The organism is Metasolibacillus sp. (genome assembly GCF_025291715.1).
In the GTDB taxonomy this organism is placed as follows: Bacteria; Bacillota; Bacilli; order Bacillales_A; family Planococcaceae; genus Metasolibacillus; species Metasolibacillus louembei.
In genome coordinates this window covers 24,486-40,250 of the sequence record NZ_JAMBIZ010000008.1, presented here as the reverse complement: position 1 = coordinate 40,250, position 15,765 = coordinate 24,486, and the positions used below count along the sequence as shown (strand labels likewise).

Annotated in this window: 19 protein-coding genes; 5 read left to right on the top strand and 14 right to left on the bottom strand. The window is 38.4% G+C overall.

The window, feature by feature from the left end:
- Positions 1-11: 11 nt before the first annotated feature.
- From M3Z76_RS07425 to M3Z76_RS07405, 5 genes are all read right to left on the bottom strand, one after another.
- The gene (locus M3Z76_RS07425) at positions 12-224 is read right to left on the bottom strand and encodes an acetyl-CoA carboxylase biotin carboxyl carrier protein subunit (RefSeq protein ID WP_042471665.1); all 213 of its coding nucleotides are present in this window, start codon (positions 222-224) and stop codon (positions 12-14) included.
- A 116-nt stretch (positions 225-340) separates the two neighbouring features.
- Positions 341-730: a transcriptional regulator gene (locus M3Z76_RS07420; protein WP_293922109.1), complete on the bottom strand. Its 390-nt coding sequence runs from the start codon at positions 728-730 to the stop codon at positions 341-343.
- Positions 731-914: 184 nt separating this feature from the next.
- Positions 915-1,679: an enoyl-CoA hydratase/isomerase family protein gene (locus M3Z76_RS07415; protein ID WP_293922111.1), complete on the bottom strand. Its 765-nt coding sequence runs from the start codon at positions 1,677-1,679 to the stop codon at positions 915-917.
- A 143-nt stretch (positions 1,680-1,822) separates the two neighbouring features.
- Positions 1,823-1,996: a 50S ribosomal protein L32 gene (rpmF, locus tag M3Z76_RS07410; RefSeq protein WP_107839265.1), complete on the bottom strand. Its 174-nt coding sequence runs from the start codon at positions 1,994-1,996 to the stop codon at positions 1,823-1,825.
- Between the two features lie 23 nt (positions 1,997-2,019).
- Complete coding sequence (locus tag M3Z76_RS07405; RefSeq protein WP_293922114.1) at positions 2,020-2,553, bottom strand: YceD family protein; 534 nt, start codon at positions 2,551-2,553, stop codon at positions 2,020-2,022.
- Between the two features lie 187 nt (positions 2,554-2,740).
- Here M3Z76_RS07405 and M3Z76_RS07400 point away from each other — a divergent pair, with 187 nt between their 5' ends.
- A complete protein-coding gene (locus tag M3Z76_RS07400; protein ID WP_293922115.1) occupies positions 2,741-3,940 on the top strand; it encodes a nucleotidyltransferase in 1,200 nt (399 codons plus the stop codon).
- A 67-nt stretch (positions 3,941-4,007) separates the two neighbouring features.
- On the opposite strand, the gene M3Z76_RS07395 is transcribed toward M3Z76_RS07400, so the two are convergent.
- Positions 4,008-5,054: a SepM family pheromone-processing serine protease gene (locus M3Z76_RS07395; protein WP_293922117.1), complete on the bottom strand. Its 1,047-nt coding sequence runs from the start codon at positions 5,052-5,054 to the stop codon at positions 4,008-4,010.
- 377 nt (positions 5,055-5,431) lie between these two features.
- On the opposite strand from M3Z76_RS07395, the gene M3Z76_RS07390 reads away from it, so the two are divergent.
- Positions 5,432-6,349 (top strand): hypothetical protein, encoded by a 918-nt coding sequence (locus M3Z76_RS07390; protein WP_293922119.1) that lies wholly within the window; start codon positions 5,432-5,434, stop codon positions 6,347-6,349.
- A gap of 63 nt (positions 6,350-6,412) precedes the next feature.
- Here the strand turns inward: M3Z76_RS07390 and coaD are convergent, their stop codons facing one another.
- The 3 genes from coaD to M3Z76_RS07375 are packed head-to-tail and all read right to left on the bottom strand — an operon-like array spanning position 6,413 to position 8,912.
- Positions 6,413-6,901, bottom strand: a complete 489-nt coding sequence (gene coaD / locus M3Z76_RS07385; RefSeq protein WP_293922121.1) for a pantetheine-phosphate adenylyltransferase — start codon at positions 6,899-6,901, stop codon at positions 6,413-6,415.
- On the bottom strand, positions 6,894-7,469 hold the full coding sequence (rsmD, locus tag M3Z76_RS07380; protein ID WP_293922123.1) for a 16S rRNA (guanine(966)-N(2))-methyltransferase RsmD: 576 nt from the start codon (positions 7,467-7,469) through the stop codon (positions 6,894-6,896). Before rsmD ends, coaD begins: the two co-directional genes overlap by 8 nt.
- A gap of 15 nt (positions 7,470-7,484) precedes the next feature.
- Positions 7,485-8,912 carry an RNA polymerase II gene (locus tag M3Z76_RS07375; RefSeq protein WP_293922125.1) on the bottom strand — a complete coding sequence of 476 codons (1,428 nt, stop codon included), beginning with the start codon at positions 8,910-8,912 and terminating at the stop codon, positions 7,485-7,487.
- Positions 8,913-8,967: 55 nt separating this feature from the next.
- Here M3Z76_RS07375 and M3Z76_RS07370 point away from each other — a divergent pair, with 55 nt between their 5' ends.
- On the top strand, positions 8,968-9,363 hold the full coding sequence (locus M3Z76_RS07370) for a DUF7147 family protein (protein ID WP_293922126.1): 396 nt from the start codon (positions 8,968-8,970) through the stop codon (positions 9,361-9,363).
- Here the strand turns inward: M3Z76_RS07370 and M3Z76_RS07365 are convergent.
- Positions 9,358-9,630 carry a YlbG family protein gene (locus M3Z76_RS07365; RefSeq protein WP_293922127.1) on the bottom strand — a complete coding sequence of 91 codons (273 nt, stop codon included), beginning with the start codon at positions 9,628-9,630 and terminating at the stop codon, positions 9,358-9,360. The genes M3Z76_RS07370 and M3Z76_RS07365 overlap by 6 nt on opposite strands.
- 407 nt (positions 9,631-10,037) lie before the next feature.
- On the opposite strand from M3Z76_RS07365, the gene M3Z76_RS07360 reads away from it, so the two are divergent.
- The gene (locus tag M3Z76_RS07360) at positions 10,038-10,946 is read left to right on the top strand and encodes a glycerophosphodiester phosphodiesterase family protein (protein ID WP_293922129.1); all 909 of its coding nucleotides are present in this window, start codon (positions 10,038-10,040) and stop codon (positions 10,944-10,946) included.
- A gap of 52 nt (positions 10,947-10,998) precedes the next feature.
- Here M3Z76_RS07360 and M3Z76_RS07355 read toward each other — a convergent pair whose 3' ends face one another.
- The 4 genes from M3Z76_RS07355 to M3Z76_RS07340 all read right to left on the bottom strand — a co-directional run bounded on the left by M3Z76_RS07355 (position 10,999) and on the right by M3Z76_RS07340 (position 15,246).
- Positions 10,999-11,445 (bottom strand): YlbF/YmcA family competence regulator, encoded by a 447-nt coding sequence (locus M3Z76_RS07355; RefSeq protein ID WP_293922130.1) that lies wholly within the window; start codon positions 11,443-11,445, stop codon positions 10,999-11,001.
- Between the two features lie 126 nt (positions 11,446-11,571).
- Positions 11,572-12,537: a 2-hydroxyacid dehydrogenase gene (locus M3Z76_RS07350; protein WP_293922131.1), complete on the bottom strand. Its 966-nt coding sequence runs from the start codon at positions 12,535-12,537 to the stop codon at positions 11,572-11,574.
- A 127-nt stretch (positions 12,538-12,664) separates the two neighbouring features.
- Positions 12,665-14,122, bottom strand: a complete 1,458-nt coding sequence (locus M3Z76_RS07345; RefSeq protein ID WP_293922134.1) for a UDP-N-acetylmuramoyl-L-alanyl-D-glutamate--2,6-diaminopimelate ligase — start codon at positions 14,120-14,122, stop codon at positions 12,665-12,667.
- Between the two features lie 47 nt (positions 14,123-14,169).
- Positions 14,170-15,246 (bottom strand): CAP domain-containing protein, encoded by a 1,077-nt coding sequence (locus M3Z76_RS07340; RefSeq protein ID WP_293922137.1) that lies wholly within the window; start codon positions 15,244-15,246, stop codon positions 14,170-14,172.
- 149 nt (positions 15,247-15,395) lie between these two features.
- On the opposite strand from M3Z76_RS07340, the gene M3Z76_RS07335 reads away from it, so the two are divergent.
- Positions 15,396-15,752 (top strand): YugN family protein, encoded by a 357-nt coding sequence (locus M3Z76_RS07335; protein ID WP_293922139.1) that lies wholly within the window; start codon positions 15,396-15,398, stop codon positions 15,750-15,752.
- The last annotated feature ends 13 nt before the right edge of the window (positions 15,753-15,765 follow it).

Genomic DNA, 15,765 nt, shown 5'->3' with positions numbered 1-15,765 from the left:
CCTTTGTGGCACTATTCTAGCTCTAAAAGGACCGCCTCTTCATCAATAAAGTCGCCCTCTGCTACAAGTATTTTCTTTACAGTGCCAGCAACTTCCGCTTCACATGGAATCTCCATTTTCATTGATTCTAAGATGATTAATGTTTGTCCAACCGTTACAGTATCCCCTTCTTTTACGCTTACCTCGAAAACTGTACCTGCCATTGGTGCTTTTACTTGTGTCATTTGAAAATCCCCCTTTGTGTAATTGAACAAAGTTGTTCCTCTTTATTGTACGTTACTCGTATAATGGTTTCCAACTATTTTTCACTTTTTCTTCTTTTATGCAGTCTATTTCTGCTCTAGTCCTTATTTTTATTTTGTATAAATTGCGCTCCTTGCTTCAACCATTTAAGCAAACGTTCATGCTCTGTTTGAAGCTCATGATATTTCAATTCTAGCTGCCCATACGCCTCTGTTAATTCCTCAAAGCTCGTTAAAGCAAGCTTCAAATGACTACGCATCAGCTGCTTTGGTCTTTTCTTGACGGTGCCGAGCATTTGCCCATATTGCGCTCTTAATGTTTTATTCCAACGAAAGCCACATGCTTGCTTCGTACGGTTTAATACAGCGGCTGCCTCTTCAAACGCTTCAAGCTGTGTTTTTCCATTTTGTACAAATTGAATAACAATTTCCGCTAATTTTTCATCATCAGCAACTGTCCATTGATCTTTTCTTCTTTTTGCTTCCATCTCTATCACCTCTTATTTTTTTACTACTATATGCAGCAGATGGTGAAATAGAATCGGGAATCTATTGAAAATATTAAATAGAATATACGTTTCTTTGTGGCTAGTTAACGTAGGTACAAATGGTTTTTAGCAAATAAATTAAGGCTGTCTGAAAAAATATAATTTTTCTCAGACAGCCTCTTCCTCATTTTTTTGGTTTTGTTAAAAAATCGTTAACAGCTTGGTGATGTGCATCACTCTCCCATAGCTTTGCACATGTCCGCACTTCCTCCATCACGCGCTCATACATATTGCGCTCACGCCATTTGCGCAGCTCAATCTCTTTATATGCTTGATGGACAGATGGATGGATTTTACGCATATCGTCAATAAAATCTAGTAGTGCCTCTTGCTTCGTTCCATAAAAAACATGCATAGCCCATCCGATATCGTATAATGTTTGCGCATCATAGGCCTTTGCATCAACAAGCATTTTTAATGCCTGGTCATGACGTAAGCCTCTTTCAAATAAATACGTACCGCCACCCCAGCCACTCGTAATCGCCAAAGTCCCTTGAATAAAGCCTGCCTTCGCATGATTTGCTATTAAACGGAAATCACAGGCTGTCGCAATTTCACAGCCTCCACCGACCGCTGTTCCATTAATCAACGCAATTGTTGGCACTGGTAATGTCGCAAGCTTATATAAAATTTTCGCCATTTTACTCAGCATACCAAATGCTTCGTCCTCTGTTTGCAATGCGTGAAAAACAGATAAATCCCCACCAGAGCAAAAAGACCTTTCACCTGTACCCGTAATAACAAAAAAGCGAACATTATCGTTTTGTTCCACATATGTAATTGCCTCTTGCAGGCCATTCATTACTTCATCATTCACCGCATTGCGTTTATCCTCACGATTGATTGTAAAGGTGGCAATTCCCTCTTTATGTTCTAATAAATAAGCCATTTCCATTCCCCCTCGAGTGCCAGGCACACACACAATTTACACACAATTTAATCGTAGCGAATAACATGCTGTTTGACAATACGAAAAAAGGCGAATGAAGAGCCATGGCCTCTTCATTCGCCTTTATATAGCGCAATACTGAATTATTTCGCTACTACTTCTTTACCTTTATAGTGTCCGCAAGCTTTACAAACACGGTGAGCTAATTTATGTTCACCACAGTTTGGGCAAGCTACCATACCAGGTACAGATAATTTGAAATGCGTACGACGCTTTCTTTTTGCAGTTTTAGAAGTTCTTCTAAATGGTACAGCCATTATTGGCACCTCCTTACAGATAGTTATTCATCTGTTTGATCAAAATACTTAGCTAAATCAGCCAGTCTTGGATCCACTTTTGGTTCGTCATCTTTACGACTAAGAGCCACATCTTCATCCGTAGCATAAGACCAGTTTTTTCCACCATGCACTTGTCCTTCGGTATTTTCTTTAAATACTTGCATTGGCACTTCAAGAAGCACTAGCTCCTCTAAAACCGGCTTCATGTCGATTACTTCGCCTTCGATATAATGTATATCTCCATCTAAATCGCCACGCTTATCCTCATCAATCCAGCTAAATACTTCAACTGTATCGACTTCAATCGGAAATTCCACATCTTCCCATGTTCTTGCACAAGGAAGCGTTAATGTCGCACTTAATGTAAATTGACAAGTCATTTGCGATGCACCAAATGTGCATAGCCCTTTTACATGTGCGGGTGAGATTGCACGAATATCTGTATTGCGTTCTTTCACTTCATCCAATTGTATTTCTGCATCAAGTGGAAGCCCGTTTTGACGATATTTCGACAGTTGATGAATTGACCATTTCATTCATTAATCACCTCGTTAGACAACAATGTTGATTATATAGATTTATAAATTAGATGTCAAGATAATTTCTTGTCACTATATGAAATTACGTTAAGACCATTTTTGAAGTATGCAAGAAAGCGACATCTCTATCATGTATAATGTGTATATTATACATTGAACATACTTATTAGTGGGGTGAGAATTTATGCAGGCTGTCGGTGTTGTCGTGGAATACAATCCCTTTCATAATGGACATGCTTATCATGTACAGCAAGCAAAGAAATTAACAGGGGCAAATATTGTGATTGCTGTCATGAGCGGGCAATTTTTACAACGTGGTGAGCCTGCACTTGTCGATAAATGGTCTCGTACAAAAATGGCACTTGCCAGCGGTGTTGACCTTGTCATAGAGCTTCCATATGTTTTCAGCACTGCGCATGCCAAACAATTTGCCTATGGAGCAATTTCTTTACTACATGCGGTAGGCTGTAAAACTTTTGCGTTTGGCAGTGAAGATGGCAGACTTCAGCCATTCCTAGATAGCTTTGCGCTTATTGAGCGAAATAGAGCCCTCTACGACGCTCTAATTAAAGAATATATTGCGACAGGTATTAGCTACCCAAAGGCTTTACAACAGGCGTATACGACTTTACAGCAGCAATTCCCTGGAGCTTATATTGATTTAGCGAAGCCGAATAATATTTTAGGCTTTCATTATATTGAAGCAGCATATTCATTAAGTGCTGAAATACAGCCTGTGACAATTACACGCATTGGTGCTGGCTATCATGATGCAATTGACGAACAAAGCCAAATTGCTAGTGCGACAGGTATACGTCAGGCCTTGTTTCACAAGCAAACTTTGCAGCATGTAGCACAGTTCGTACCATCTACTACCTATCAGCTTTTAGAGGAGTGGCAGCAAACATACAAAGCGTTTGCAAGCTGGCATGCTTTTTGGCCACTTTTGCGCTTTGCTATTTTACGCCATACCCCTGAGCAGTTAACAATGTTTCCAGATGTAGCAGAAGGGATTGAACATGCCCTTATAAAGCACGCTAAAAATGCAAGGTCATTCGATGATTTTATGGAAAAAATCAAATCAAAGCGCTATACGTGGACACGCCTACAAAGAATTTTAACACATATTTATACAGGCATTACGAAGGAGCAGCTTCATGCTCATGTCACACCTTCTTACATTCGATTACTTGGTATGTCAGAAAATGGCCAGCGTTATTTGTCCATTCATAAAAAACATATGACATTACCCTTAATTAGCCGTGTCGCTGCTGTTCAAAATGCTATGCTAGCACTTGATATACAAGCGACAACGATGTATCAACAAGGTTTGCCATGCCAAACAATCCACGATGACTACAATGTGCCGCCTATACGCAAGTAAAATGTAGCAGCAGCCTAAAAAGCTGTCAGAAACGCTAGGTCCATCTACGTTTCTGACAGCTTTCCTCTTATTTTTTCGGCTCTAGTGCTTGTAAATAAGCTAATGCATCATCCACTGTTTTAACAGGGACAATTTTCATCTTTGTGCCAATATCCTCTGCGGTCTTAACTGCAGCTGCATAGTTGGACTCGATTTTAGGGTTATACTGGCGCATTTCTGTTGTAATTTCATCATCTGGTGCAAAGAAAATCTCCATACCATCACGATCTGCAGCGATTACCTTTCGTTCAATACCACCAATGCGCCCTACGGTACCATCTTCATTCATTTCACCTGTTCCCGCAACAGCGTAACCCTTTGTTAAATCTTCATCTAATAATTGATTCAAAATTTCCAATGTAAACATTAAGCCTGCAGAAGGTCCACCGATATCCTCTGCATTGATTTTCACTTTTGGATCGGTTTTAATTGATTTACTTTCTGTAAACATAATGCCTAGCCCTACTCGCCCATCCGAATCAGGAATTTCCTTTAACTGTACATTTTTCGTTAATAATTCGTTATTGCGATTAATAACAAGCTCCACAGCATCATCTTTTTGCGCCTTACTAATAATTTCTACTAGCTCTGATTGCTTCTGTATGCGCTGTCCATTTACTTCAACAATTTCATCCCCAGCCTTGACGATACCTTCAGCGGCACCTCCAGCTAGCACGTTTAATACGTAGACGCCTTTCCATGTTACATTATAGTCTAGCCCTGCTTTTGAAAAGGCTACATAAAGTGCGTTAAATTGTGAATCTGTCATCAGCTTTAATTGACGAATATTATATTCTTCTTCATCTTCTTCTTTTTGACGTACAGTATTGAGCTGCATAATTTCCTGATGCTCATTAAAGAAAGCAACTGCATATAAAAGCGGCGTCGCCCTCATCATGGAGACAGTCATTAAATTAAATGTTCCTTCATCTTCTGTATCTCCATTTTGAACATTTACAAATTCACTAACATCATACGCACTTCCAGGGCTCATAATGTACGAATCAAGCTTGTAAAGCGTTAAAAAACTGAACATGAGCAAAGCCACTACAATAATGGCTAACCTTTTTTTCATAGTGCCTCCGACTCCTTTTTGCCTCTTACAATCAATAACATCTAGATTTTTTCAAATAAATTTGAAAAAATCTGCGATATCCTCTGAATTAAAACAATGTATGCATACGCTATACAACTTATAAATTCAGGCGCATTCTGATGAATCATGATCAATTACGCCTCAGCGTAATTGCGTCCAGATTTTTTCGAAATTGTTCGAAAGGCTCTTCTTCAAAATCTGTGACATCCGCCGGAGGCTTTATCTTGATTCAGTAGGTGTTTGGACACCCGTTAATTAAAAAGCGATCTAAGTATTCATCTCGTCACCTGCGGAGGTGAGCGTATTCTGATGAATCATGATAAATAGCACGAATGCATATAGTTAGTGTAACACTTGTGACAAAACTTCACAAAATATTGAAAAGAGTTGATGTTATTACACAGTTTTTCGCTATTTTCATTTGTTTCACATTAATTATTTTACTCCTTCTTTTCCCTGGTGTCGCACATGAAGGAGCAGATTTAGGTGTTCATTTATTTATGGAGGCACTATTTCCATATTTGCTGCCATACTTAATTTTAACGAGCTGGTTGTTGCGCATTACTAGTAAGTACACAGCACATCCATTTTTATTATATGTGAAAACATACGTCATTAGTGCCCTAGGTGGATTTCCTACAGGAGCCGCTGCAATTGCCCAACTTGTCAAATCGCAGGAGCTGTCACAAAGAGAGGCAGCTATTTTACTTGGCATTTGTCACTGTCCAAGCCCTCTCTTTATTATAGGCTTTGTCAGTTTAGATTTAATAAGCGATGTCACGATTGGATGGCAATATTTAATTGTGCTACATATTTTCTCACTTCTCTTGCTTTGTATCGTTTATTTTGCTTTACCTCATCATAAAAGACAAAAAGCATCGCAATCCATTGCCGCTCGCCATGCTTTTGCTCATAGCCTTAAAGATAGCGTACCAACAGTGCTCGTTGTTTGTGCAACAATCGTTTTTTTCACAACGATTTATTCAGTTCTCTTGCATAGTATGAATCATTTCTTCACATTGAATAACAATTTGCAAATTTTCTTCGCTGCTTTGCTTGAAATGACAAATGGCTTGCGTTTAATGCAGCTAAATTACGAGGGTACATTACTTGTGTTAGCACTTGTAACAGGATTAACTGCACAAAGCTTAAGTATTCATATGCAGGTGCTTGTTATTGCCAAGTCGAATGCTATCGCCTTTCGACCATATATATATATGCGTCTTCTTTATATTGCTGTTATTCCTGTATTGTATTGGTTGATTTTCATCTAAAATTTTTTAACGAAGAGAATAGAGGATACCTAAAAAGATAGATCTCTTTAGGCATCCTCTACGTTATTTTTGATTAAATTTTTCCTTTAAAGCTTGCTCTACGATTGGTGGTACGAGCTCAGCAATATTGCCACCGTATTTCGCTACTTCCTTCACAATGCTAGAGCTTAAGAAAGAATATTGATTTTTTGTCATAATGAAAAATGTTTCAATGCTTTCATCGAGCACACGGTTCATCGATGTAATTTGCATCTCATATTCAAAGTCAGATACCGCACGCAAGCCACGGACAATAGCCTGTGCCCCTTTTTCCTTCGCATAATCCACCAATAAGCCTGTCGAGCTTTCGACGCGAATATTTGGGCGATTTTTCGTTACCTCTTGAATTAAATGAATACGCTCATCTATTGTAAATAAAGGATTTTTCGATGAGTTATTAAGTACCCCTACATACACGATATCAAAAACATCGGCTGCTCGGTTAATAATATCTAAATGTCCATTTGTTATCGGGTCAAAGCTTCCAGGTACTACTGCAATTTTTTCAGCCAACTATTTCTCCCTCTTCCTTCGTACAACGATAAACCGATACGACCGCTGCCCCATATATTTCTTGTCTGATTAATTGAAATTCACCGTAGCTTTCAGGTAGTGTAACTTCTTTCGCATGCTCACATACAATAATACCTGTTGTGGCTACTTTATTATTTTCCACAAGCTGTGCAACTAAATCATAATACATTGCTTTATGATATGGTGGGTCCACAAATACATAATCAAGTACAATATCACGTTTTAATAAGCCTTTGATTGCACGCATCGCATCTGTTCTGAAAAGCTCTGTAACATCATCATAACGGCATTTTTTTATATTTTCCTGAAGCACTTGAAAAGCGCGCCCATCCTTTTCAACAAAAATAGCCTTGTCCGCTCCACGACTAAGTGCCTCGATGCCTAGGCCTCCACTGCCTGCAAATAAATCCAATGCGACACCGCCTTCAAAAAACGGACCGATAATATTAAAAATTGATTCTTTCACCTTGTCTGTTGTCGGTCTCGTCGTTGTGCCATCTATAGCCTTTAACGGCATTCCTTTTCTTTCCCCTGCTACAACGCGCATAGTTTCACCAAACCTTTATTTTTCCTGCTCCATTTCAGCAGTTTGTAAATTAATATTTTCCTCTGTTTTTTGCACCTCAACTAAAAATAGGCGCTGCAACCATGTTTCCTCTATATAGTATTGTCCAGCTATTTGAACAATCGGCTCCGAATTTGTATTGTAACGTCGCTGGTTAAAGACATAGAAGCCTGGTTCATTTGGGAAGCGGAAAGCGCGAGTAGCACTTTCAACATAGTAGCCTTTTGGACCTTTTCTAGCTGTGTAGCCTAGTCCATTCAATACATCCTGTGCAGAGTATAGCACAAGCCCATCTTTAAAAATTACATCGATTGATTTTTGTTGCTCTCCATTCAAATAAACAGTACGTTTATCATTAAACAAGAATGGGAATATTTCTTTAGAAGCTGTATTCAGTGAAAAATACGATGTGTGAATGCCGAAGACAGCAGATAGTGCCTCGTCTAAAACGCTTGGTGTCACTTCCTTGCCTTCTAGCGCCTTTAGCTGCTCAAGCCATTTTGCTAGCTGCTCATCTGTCATTTTATTCGTCAATGTCTGGATAATCTCGGTTGCTCGCTCTCCACCAAATGAGCTACCTGTTAAATAGCTGACCATTACTTCCTTAACCCATCTTGGCGTATCAACAAAATGATACATCGCATTTAATTGAGCAAATAGGACATGGCGTTGAATTTCATTCGTTGTAATTTGTGGTAAAAATAAAATACGCTTACTTGGCAGCTGTGAATTATTTTCCCCTTCTACAACGGCAATATGCTCATCGCTTAAAAATTCAAGCTTTGCTAGCTTTTCATTAAAAGCAGCAGTAGTCGGTTTTTTCGCATACACAGAAATAGTATTTGTCATTTGCTGTAATGATAAATTACCTGCCTTCCAATACAGATCCTGTACATTGCCCTCTCCGTTAAACATTGAATAATTTACAAGCGACAATGATTGTTGACCAACTAACGGCAAACCAGTTACCCATTGCCCACCAATTTCACTATCTGTTGAAATATGCAATGTTGTATATTTGACAGTACCATCCTTTAATTTAATAAATAAATCTTTCATCAATTCATTCGATTTCAAGCCACCATTTAAAGGAATTATGTAAGATAACGACTGCGTACCATTTTCTCCACTATTAAATGTGTTTAAATCTTCACTTAAACGAGAGCAGCTATATTCTGTTTCAATAAAGCAGCTTGCATTTTCCGCTTTATTTGGCCAAACAATCGCAATTTCGCTATTCGGCAAATTTTTGAAATGATGGCGGATATCTAAGCTTTCTCCTCGATAAACAATTTCAATTTCCTGTGAATAATTAAATGTATGCTCATTCAAATCAATATGATCTGAATAAACCTGAAACTGCATAAATAGCAGCGCACTGATTGTAGTAACTAAAATAACGAAAAAGCTAATGGCAAATTTCATGTGCTCATCCTCCTGCATCATGATACTATTATGGTTGGAAAGGGTGTGACTTATAATGATTCAACAATTTATCGAATTAGGGCAAGGCTATGGTGATGTTTTTGAGCTTTGTGAGCTAATGCAAACAAATAAAGCCCGCATTCATCGCACATTTGTCTTTACCTCACAAAAGGAAGGAAAGACGTATGCCTCCTTTGCGCTTGCACTTCAGCCTGCACAAGAAAGTAAATTTATGCCGATTTACATATGCCGTGAAGGAATTCCTTATAATGAAGAAAAGCCGACACAACGCTTTGAAATTTTTAAACAAGCGTCTGAACAAGTAAATCAGCCAATACACTATCTTGAAGTAAAGCATTCTTCTAGCTTTACCGAGCCGACTTTATTTTACCAATATTTAATTGGGATTTTGCGATTAAATCACTATATTCCTGCAATGCATGCACTATAAACCTGATTTATAATCGTATTCTTTCGCTTTATCAGGCTTTGCATTTTCAAATTCCGTTTTTAAAAATGGACGGAATGACTCTACAACGTCTTTCACAAATGGAAGGCGTTGTAATTTATTTGTAATTGCCTCAATCTCGTCGCGCTGACAATACATAACAACATACTTTAGCCTTCTTGAAATATAGTGAACATGACCATACTTACGCAAAGATTTGGCATGCTTCAATTGATTAACATAAACAATAAGTCCCTGTCTTTCATTCATAAATCTTCCTCATTTCTTCATCCTTTACACTTGGATACGCTGCTTTCAAATTATTATAGCAGCTGTAAGTATATTTTAAATCAGCAAGATGCTCTCAACCTGCTGGAAAAACGCATGTTACACAGCTCGCTCACCATATATAAAAATGGGCATTTGCGACTGAATCATGATAAAAGCATACCAAATGTCTAATTTGATAGCAACAGAGTTTAGACAGTAAGTAACATTTTCAGCTATAATGAGGAATAATAGGCTTATTTGAAAAATGACAGCTGCTGTTAATCCAGTTGTTAGCTTCCATGTACTAGGCTTTATAGGTCATTTTCTAAGCTGTTACAACAAAATCAATACAGTCTATTTGTTTTCAATTCACAATGCTTGAGGGAACAATTTGAGGAGGAAGACATATGGGGAAAAAAGCAAAAGTTGCACTTGCTATTGCAGCTGCAAGCGCAGCAGTTTGGGCTGGCTCTAAAGCGGTAGCGAAGCCACAAAAACGACAAGTAAAAGAGTTATTGCAAGGAAAGCCGTTCATTTTTGCACATCGTGGTGGTGCACATTTAGCACCTGAACATACGCTATTGGCGTTCGATAAAGCAGCTGAGCTAGGAGTCGATGGCTTTTATGTTGATTTACGTTTAACAAAAGATGAAGAAATTATTGCCTTCACCGATGAAACTTTAGAGCGTACATCCACTGCGATTGGTTTTGTAAAAGATTTCACATTAGCTGAGCTTCAAGAAATTAATTTCGGTGAGAAATTCGAAGATTTAGAAGGTCATAAACCATTTGTCAATGAACATGTTACAGTTGTCACATTGCAAAAATTATTCGAAACATATCCAGATAAGAAATTTATTTTAAATATTCAAGATAACCCTGACACATATGAAGGTAGCTTAATTCCTTCAAAGCTATGGCGCATTATTGAAGAATTTAACCTTGCCCCACAAGTGATTGTCACAAGTCCTTATCAGGAGCAAATTGATCGCTTTAATTTATATGCACAAAATCAAATCGTGTTAGGTGCTAATGAGGGCGAGGCGACAAAAGCATACACATCCTTTACAAGCCAATTTGGACATTTATTTAACCCAAAGGTCGATGTGTTTACAATCCCAACAAAATCTGCGCTCATTGCATTTGATTCAACGAAATTTATCCAATTTTTAAATGGATTAAATGTTGCTATTTTCTTTAAAGAGGTCAATGATTTAGTGGCGATGAGCCGCTTATTACGCACAGGTTCACAAGGCATCGTGACAGACCGTCCAGACTTAGCACAGCCTATATTATTGAAATATAAAGACGAATAAATACCTCAAAATAAAAAGGCACATGAAATTTCATGCGCCTTTTTAACTTGCTTTATGCTGAGCAAGAGCAGCTGCCACCTGTACCGCAGCCTGTGCCACAGCTACTACCACTATTAAAAAATGGATTGCTTACTGGCACTTTGACCGCTTCTGAGACGGAACGCCCTATAATTAGGCTAATCTCGTCCAATAAATCTTGCACATCATTTTCTGCAAGCTTTAATGCAGCAATGCGATCATCAAGGTCTAATGCTCGCTTTTGCTCGCGTATTTTTTTCATAATTGTATGGTAATCTGGGTGATATTTACCGAAGCGTTGCACGTCCTCATAATGCTCCTTCATTCGCCCAAATGCTTGAATTTGACTAGCAAGCTCGACATCTGTATAAACTACTGCATATGCCTCTTTCAGCCTTTTCACTGGCTCTGAAGAAAGAATCATCGCGCTTAATTCATCCGCTTCATCTAAAATAAATGCCCATTCAGAAGTCATTAACATTCTTTTTTCCTCCAGTCTGTCATTATCATAACAGAAATATAGATTATGTGGAATCGGAATGCTTATTCATCTCATACAAAATTTGTAAAAGACACTATATTCATTTGCCAAGTCTGTTGATATTTATCAGGAATCAACTCGATTCAATACCGTTTCACCTTTCGCATAAGCAACTAGCGCTGCAACATTTAATTTCATCATTGCTGTTCTCGTTTGTAAGGAGGCACTCCCTATATGAGGCAATGCAACAACATTTGGTAGTGTAAGAAGTGGATGACTCAAAGCAATTGGCTCTTGTTCAAAAACATCTAGCCCTGCTGCCCACAGTTTACCATCTTTTAATGCTTGGTAAAGCGCAACTTCATCGACAATACCTCCACGTGCCGCATTAATCAATACTGCATCTTTCTTCATCAGCGCCAATTGTCGCTCAGCGATAAGTCCCTCTGTTTCCTTACTAAATGGTGCCATCACGACAACAAAATCCGATTCCTGCAACAAATCCTCAAGCGTTTTATAATGAAAACCATACTGTTGTTCTTCAACAAGCTTACGGCTGCGATTATGATAAAGCACCTTCATATTAAAGCCTGATGCTCGTCTCGCTACAGCTTGGCCAATCCGTCCTAATCCAATGATCCCAATAGTAGCACCACCAACATCTTTTCCAACGAGCTGTAATGGATACCAGCCTTGCCATTTCCCTTCACGTAAATAGCGCTCCGCCTCTGGAATTCGACGTGCAGTAGCTAATAATAAAGCAAATACTAAATCTGCTGTCGTCTCTGTTAAAACATCTGGTGTATTCGTTGCAATAATTCCTCTACTACGCACTGCATCCACATCAATATTATTAAAACCAACTGATAATGTACTAACGATTTGTAAGTTTGGTGCATGTGCTAAAAGCTCTGCATCCACCTGATCAGCTAAAGTTACCCACAGTGCATGACAATCTTTCACCGCCGCTAAAAGCTTTTCACGTGGTATGACAGCCTCCTCTTCAGACCATTCAGCAACATCAAAATAACTATGTAACGGCTCCACAATATGTGCTGGTAATTTGCGTGTAATGAATAATTTCTTTTTCAAACTGCTTTACCTCCAGTACAAAGAAGTCGCCTTAAAATAAATTTTCAAGACGACTCCCACTTTTATAATTCTTAAAATTATCATAATACAAATAGCGTTAGATAACAATTAAGCACATGGTGACTATTCATTCTGCACAGCCTAATTTTTTCAAGGCATTTTCCACACATTCTTTATCGGAAAATGGAATTGTGATAGAGCCAATTGTTTGTGTTTGTTCATGCCCTTTCCCAGCAATGACGATTACATCGCCTCGTCTTGCCTCGCAAATCGCTTTTTCAATCGCTCGTGCTCGGTCCTCTATTTCCTCATACGGCTGCTCGCTATAAAAGCCTGACTTTATTTGCGCATTAATATCAGATGGCTTCTCATTTCTTGCATTATCTGTCGTTAAATAAATTTTATAGGCATATGTTGAAGCAATTGTACCCATCTTTCGCCTTTTATCTTTATCCCTTTCACCACCACAGCTAAAAACAAGGCGTATCCGTTCCATTTTTAATGCTTGTAGCACCGCTTTCAAAGCTGCTGGTGTATGCGCATAATCAATAATAATACGCAAGCCTCTATCATTCGTTATTTCCTGCATACGTCCTTCTGGCAATTTTACGTGCAAGCATCCTGGAATGAGCTGTGCTATATCAAAATTTAAAACATATAATGTGGCAAGTGCCGCAACGATGTTTTGAATTTGAAATTCACCAACAAATGGGAGCACAAGTATATGGTCCTCACCTTTGTATTGTATGCAGCATGTGCTATGTCCTTCATTTTCCGTCAATAGCTGCCACTGCATATCAACTCGTCCCTTTGAGCCAAAGAGCACTGTTTTTTTCTTTAAATTGATGCCAACGGAGCGACTAAATGGGTCATCCCCATTTAAAACGACATTTTTCGCCAATACGGCAAGTCGTTGCTTCGCCTTTTTATAATTTTCAAGTGAGCCATGGTCCTCAATATGCTCTGCTGATAAATTTAAAAAAATGCCGACATCAATCGCACAATCATCTAATCGATGATGCGCCAAGCCCATTGAGGAAGCTTCTAAAATGGCATATTCGACACCTTGACGTACAGCAATTTGAAATACTTCTTGTAATTGCTTTGCCTGCAATGTTGTCAAAGATTCATAAGAAGTAAGTAAACGCTCACCATTTAAAAACACACCGTTCGTTCCGATAACGACACAGCTTTTCCCCTGTATTTGCAGCAGTTGACTAATAAAATGGCTGACCGTCGTTTTTCCATTTGTTCCTGTCACTGCAATTACGGTTAAAGCCTCCGCTGGAAAATTCCGCAGCTTTGCACTTGCAAATGATAAAAACTGCATACTATTTGGCACCCAGACAATTGGAATTGACAGTTTTAAATCGAGTAGTGCATCATCCTCTACAATAATAGCGCTTGCTCCATTGCGGATTGCTTGCTGTAAAAATGCCTGCCCATTATATTTTCTTCCTTTTCGCAGCACGTATATATAGCCTTGCTGAATATTTTGCGCATAATCATCAATTCCTGTTACTTGCTCTCGAATTGAGCCTTTTACAATACACGGCCAATCTTTTAACAATTCGGCTAGCTGCACATTTAGTTCACTCCTTTTCATTACTGTATGAAAAGAAGTAATAAATGCTACTGTAGCCCAGACAAATCTCGGTTATTTTTTGTGATTAATATTTGCGTATAATAATCCATATATGCACCTGTACCAATATGTGTAAAGCCTTCATCAAGCAATACTTTGCGATGCTCTTTTGAATTAAGCCAGCCATGCATCGCCTCAATAACATCGATATAGGTCGTAGCAGTTATTTCACTTGCTGATTTAAATTGAATATCTAGAGCAGTAAGACGATCCTTTAAGGAAATATCCTCAATCTCTGTTTCTTGCGTTGTCGCGTTTCGTAAAAATAAATTCTCGCTATTTTTCATCGCTAACTCCTGAATTACTGGGTCGCTTACAAGCAACTGTAAACCATACTGCTCTCGAAACACATTTGTTAAATCTAAAAGCTGGTCTACGTTTGCTTGATGGATATATTTTTGATGATAAGAAGATGGTGTGGGCGTATTAATAATTTCTCCAATAAATTGCATCTCATAAGGTTTATGCGTTACGAGCGTCTCCTTATCTAAAAAGCGGACACCTATTAATTTTTCTGTTTCTGTATCGATATAAAGCTGCGCAAAGATATCTTGAAACTTCACTAATATACGACTATGCAAATCGTAATCATTCATCGCAAACATATAAATATTATCGCCAATTTGAGCTGTCACTTCCGATTCAATAATCGTCATACGATAAATATCTCCTAGCATTTCTCCAATTTCATAAGGAGCGACATCCATATTGGGGCTATTCGTATAAACTTGCACGACAGTATCGTCCGCAATGCCAAACATTTTCAACCCATCTTGATTATGATAAACCCACCACTTGTAATGAAAAGGCGTTTTATCGATGCGTGTAGGTCGACCGTATGTAGATAAGATTTCCTTGCTTTGCTTTCCAATATACGTTGACAGGCCCTCTGTCGGTCGTGTTAATGTCTGCTCACTATCGACAATATCCTTTTCTTCTAAAATCGGCTGCTGGACAACATTTGGTCCTTCTAGTGGATCATGCTGCTTTGCATTAGGTCCTGCGTAATAATATATAATACCTATAAAGGCGACAATAATCAAAATTCGGAAAAGGGATTCCATTTGTACCTCCTTAAACCTATTTGTTACTTCACATTATAGCAATTAAAGCAAGCTTGACACAATGTTGTCATTGCAACAAAGCTAAATTTGCTCTATTATAAAATGGAGCATATATAAGTATGTACGATTTTTTAGAGGAGGATTATACAATGTATTTTGAAAACACAAACCTTGAAGACGTAGTAGTTGATCAACAAGTGTTGACACGACTTTTAGAAAAACATGGATTAGAATGTCATGGTGCTTGGGATTATGACCGTATGACTTTTGACCGTCGCTTCGATGTACGTGAAGGTCGCTATTATTTACGCTTATTCTGCACTGCTATTTCAGGCGATGTAGGCGCTCATGATGCAACATTAAAATTACTTAAACCTGTTATTGGTAAATACTACTATCCACATGGCGTAGAATACACTGACGAAGTATTCCCTGCTCATTTAGTAAAAGATTGCGAAAAAATCTTAGCAGACGTTCGTAAGGATTTAACTGAATTTGGTATTTAATCAAAATGAGAGG

Bases quoted from the DNA above. Each gene is read 5' to 3' on its own strand.
- M3Z76_RS07425 (WP_042471665.1), bottom strand. From the start codon at position 224: ATGACACAAGTAAAAGCACCAATGGCAGGTACAGTTTTCGAGGTAAGC.
- M3Z76_RS07420 (WP_293922109.1), bottom strand. From the start codon at position 730: ATGGAAGCAAAAAGAAGAAAAGATCAATGGACAGTTGCTGATGATGAA.
- M3Z76_RS07415 (WP_293922111.1), bottom strand. From the start codon at position 1,679: ATGGCTTATTTATTAGAACATAAAGAGGGAATTGCCACCTTTACAATC.
- rpmF (WP_107839265.1), bottom strand. From the start codon at position 1,996: ATGGCTGTACCATTTAGAAGAACTTCTAAAACTGCAAAAAGAAAGCGT.
- M3Z76_RS07405 (WP_293922114.1), bottom strand. From the start codon at position 2,553: ATGAAATGGTCAATTCATCAACTGTCGAAATATCGTCAAAACGGGCTT.
- M3Z76_RS07400 (WP_293922115.1), top strand. From the start codon at position 2,741: ATGCAGGCTGTCGGTGTTGTCGTGGAATACAATCCCTTTCATAATGGA.
- M3Z76_RS07395 (WP_293922117.1), bottom strand. From the start codon at position 5,054: ATGAAAAAAAGGTTAGCCATTATTGTAGTGGCTTTGCTCATGTTCAGT.
- rsmD (WP_293922123.1), bottom strand. From the start codon at position 7,469: ATGCGCGTTGTAGCAGGGGAAAGAAAAGGAATGCCGTTAAAGGCTATA.
- M3Z76_RS07375 (WP_293922125.1), bottom strand. From the start codon at position 8,912: ATGAAATTTGCCATTAGCTTTTTCGTTATTTTAGTTACTACAATCAGT.
- M3Z76_RS07370 (WP_293922126.1), top strand. From the start codon at position 8,968: ATGATTCAACAATTTATCGAATTAGGGCAAGGCTATGGTGATGTTTTT.
- M3Z76_RS07365 (WP_293922127.1), bottom strand. From the start codon at position 9,630: ATGAATGAAAGACAGGGACTTATTGTTTATGTTAATCAATTGAAGCAT.
- M3Z76_RS07360 (WP_293922129.1), top strand. From the start codon at position 10,038: ATGGGGAAAAAAGCAAAAGTTGCACTTGCTATTGCAGCTGCAAGCGCA.
- M3Z76_RS07355 (WP_293922130.1), bottom strand. From the start codon at position 11,445: ATGTTAATGACTTCTGAATGGGCATTTATTTTAGATGAAGCGGATGAA.
- M3Z76_RS07340 (WP_293922137.1), bottom strand. From the start codon at position 15,246: ATGGAATCCCTTTTCCGAATTTTGATTATTGTCGCCTTTATAGGTATT.
- M3Z76_RS07335 (WP_293922139.1), top strand. From the start codon at position 15,396: ATGTATTTTGAAAACACAAACCTTGAAGACGTAGTAGTTGATCAACAA.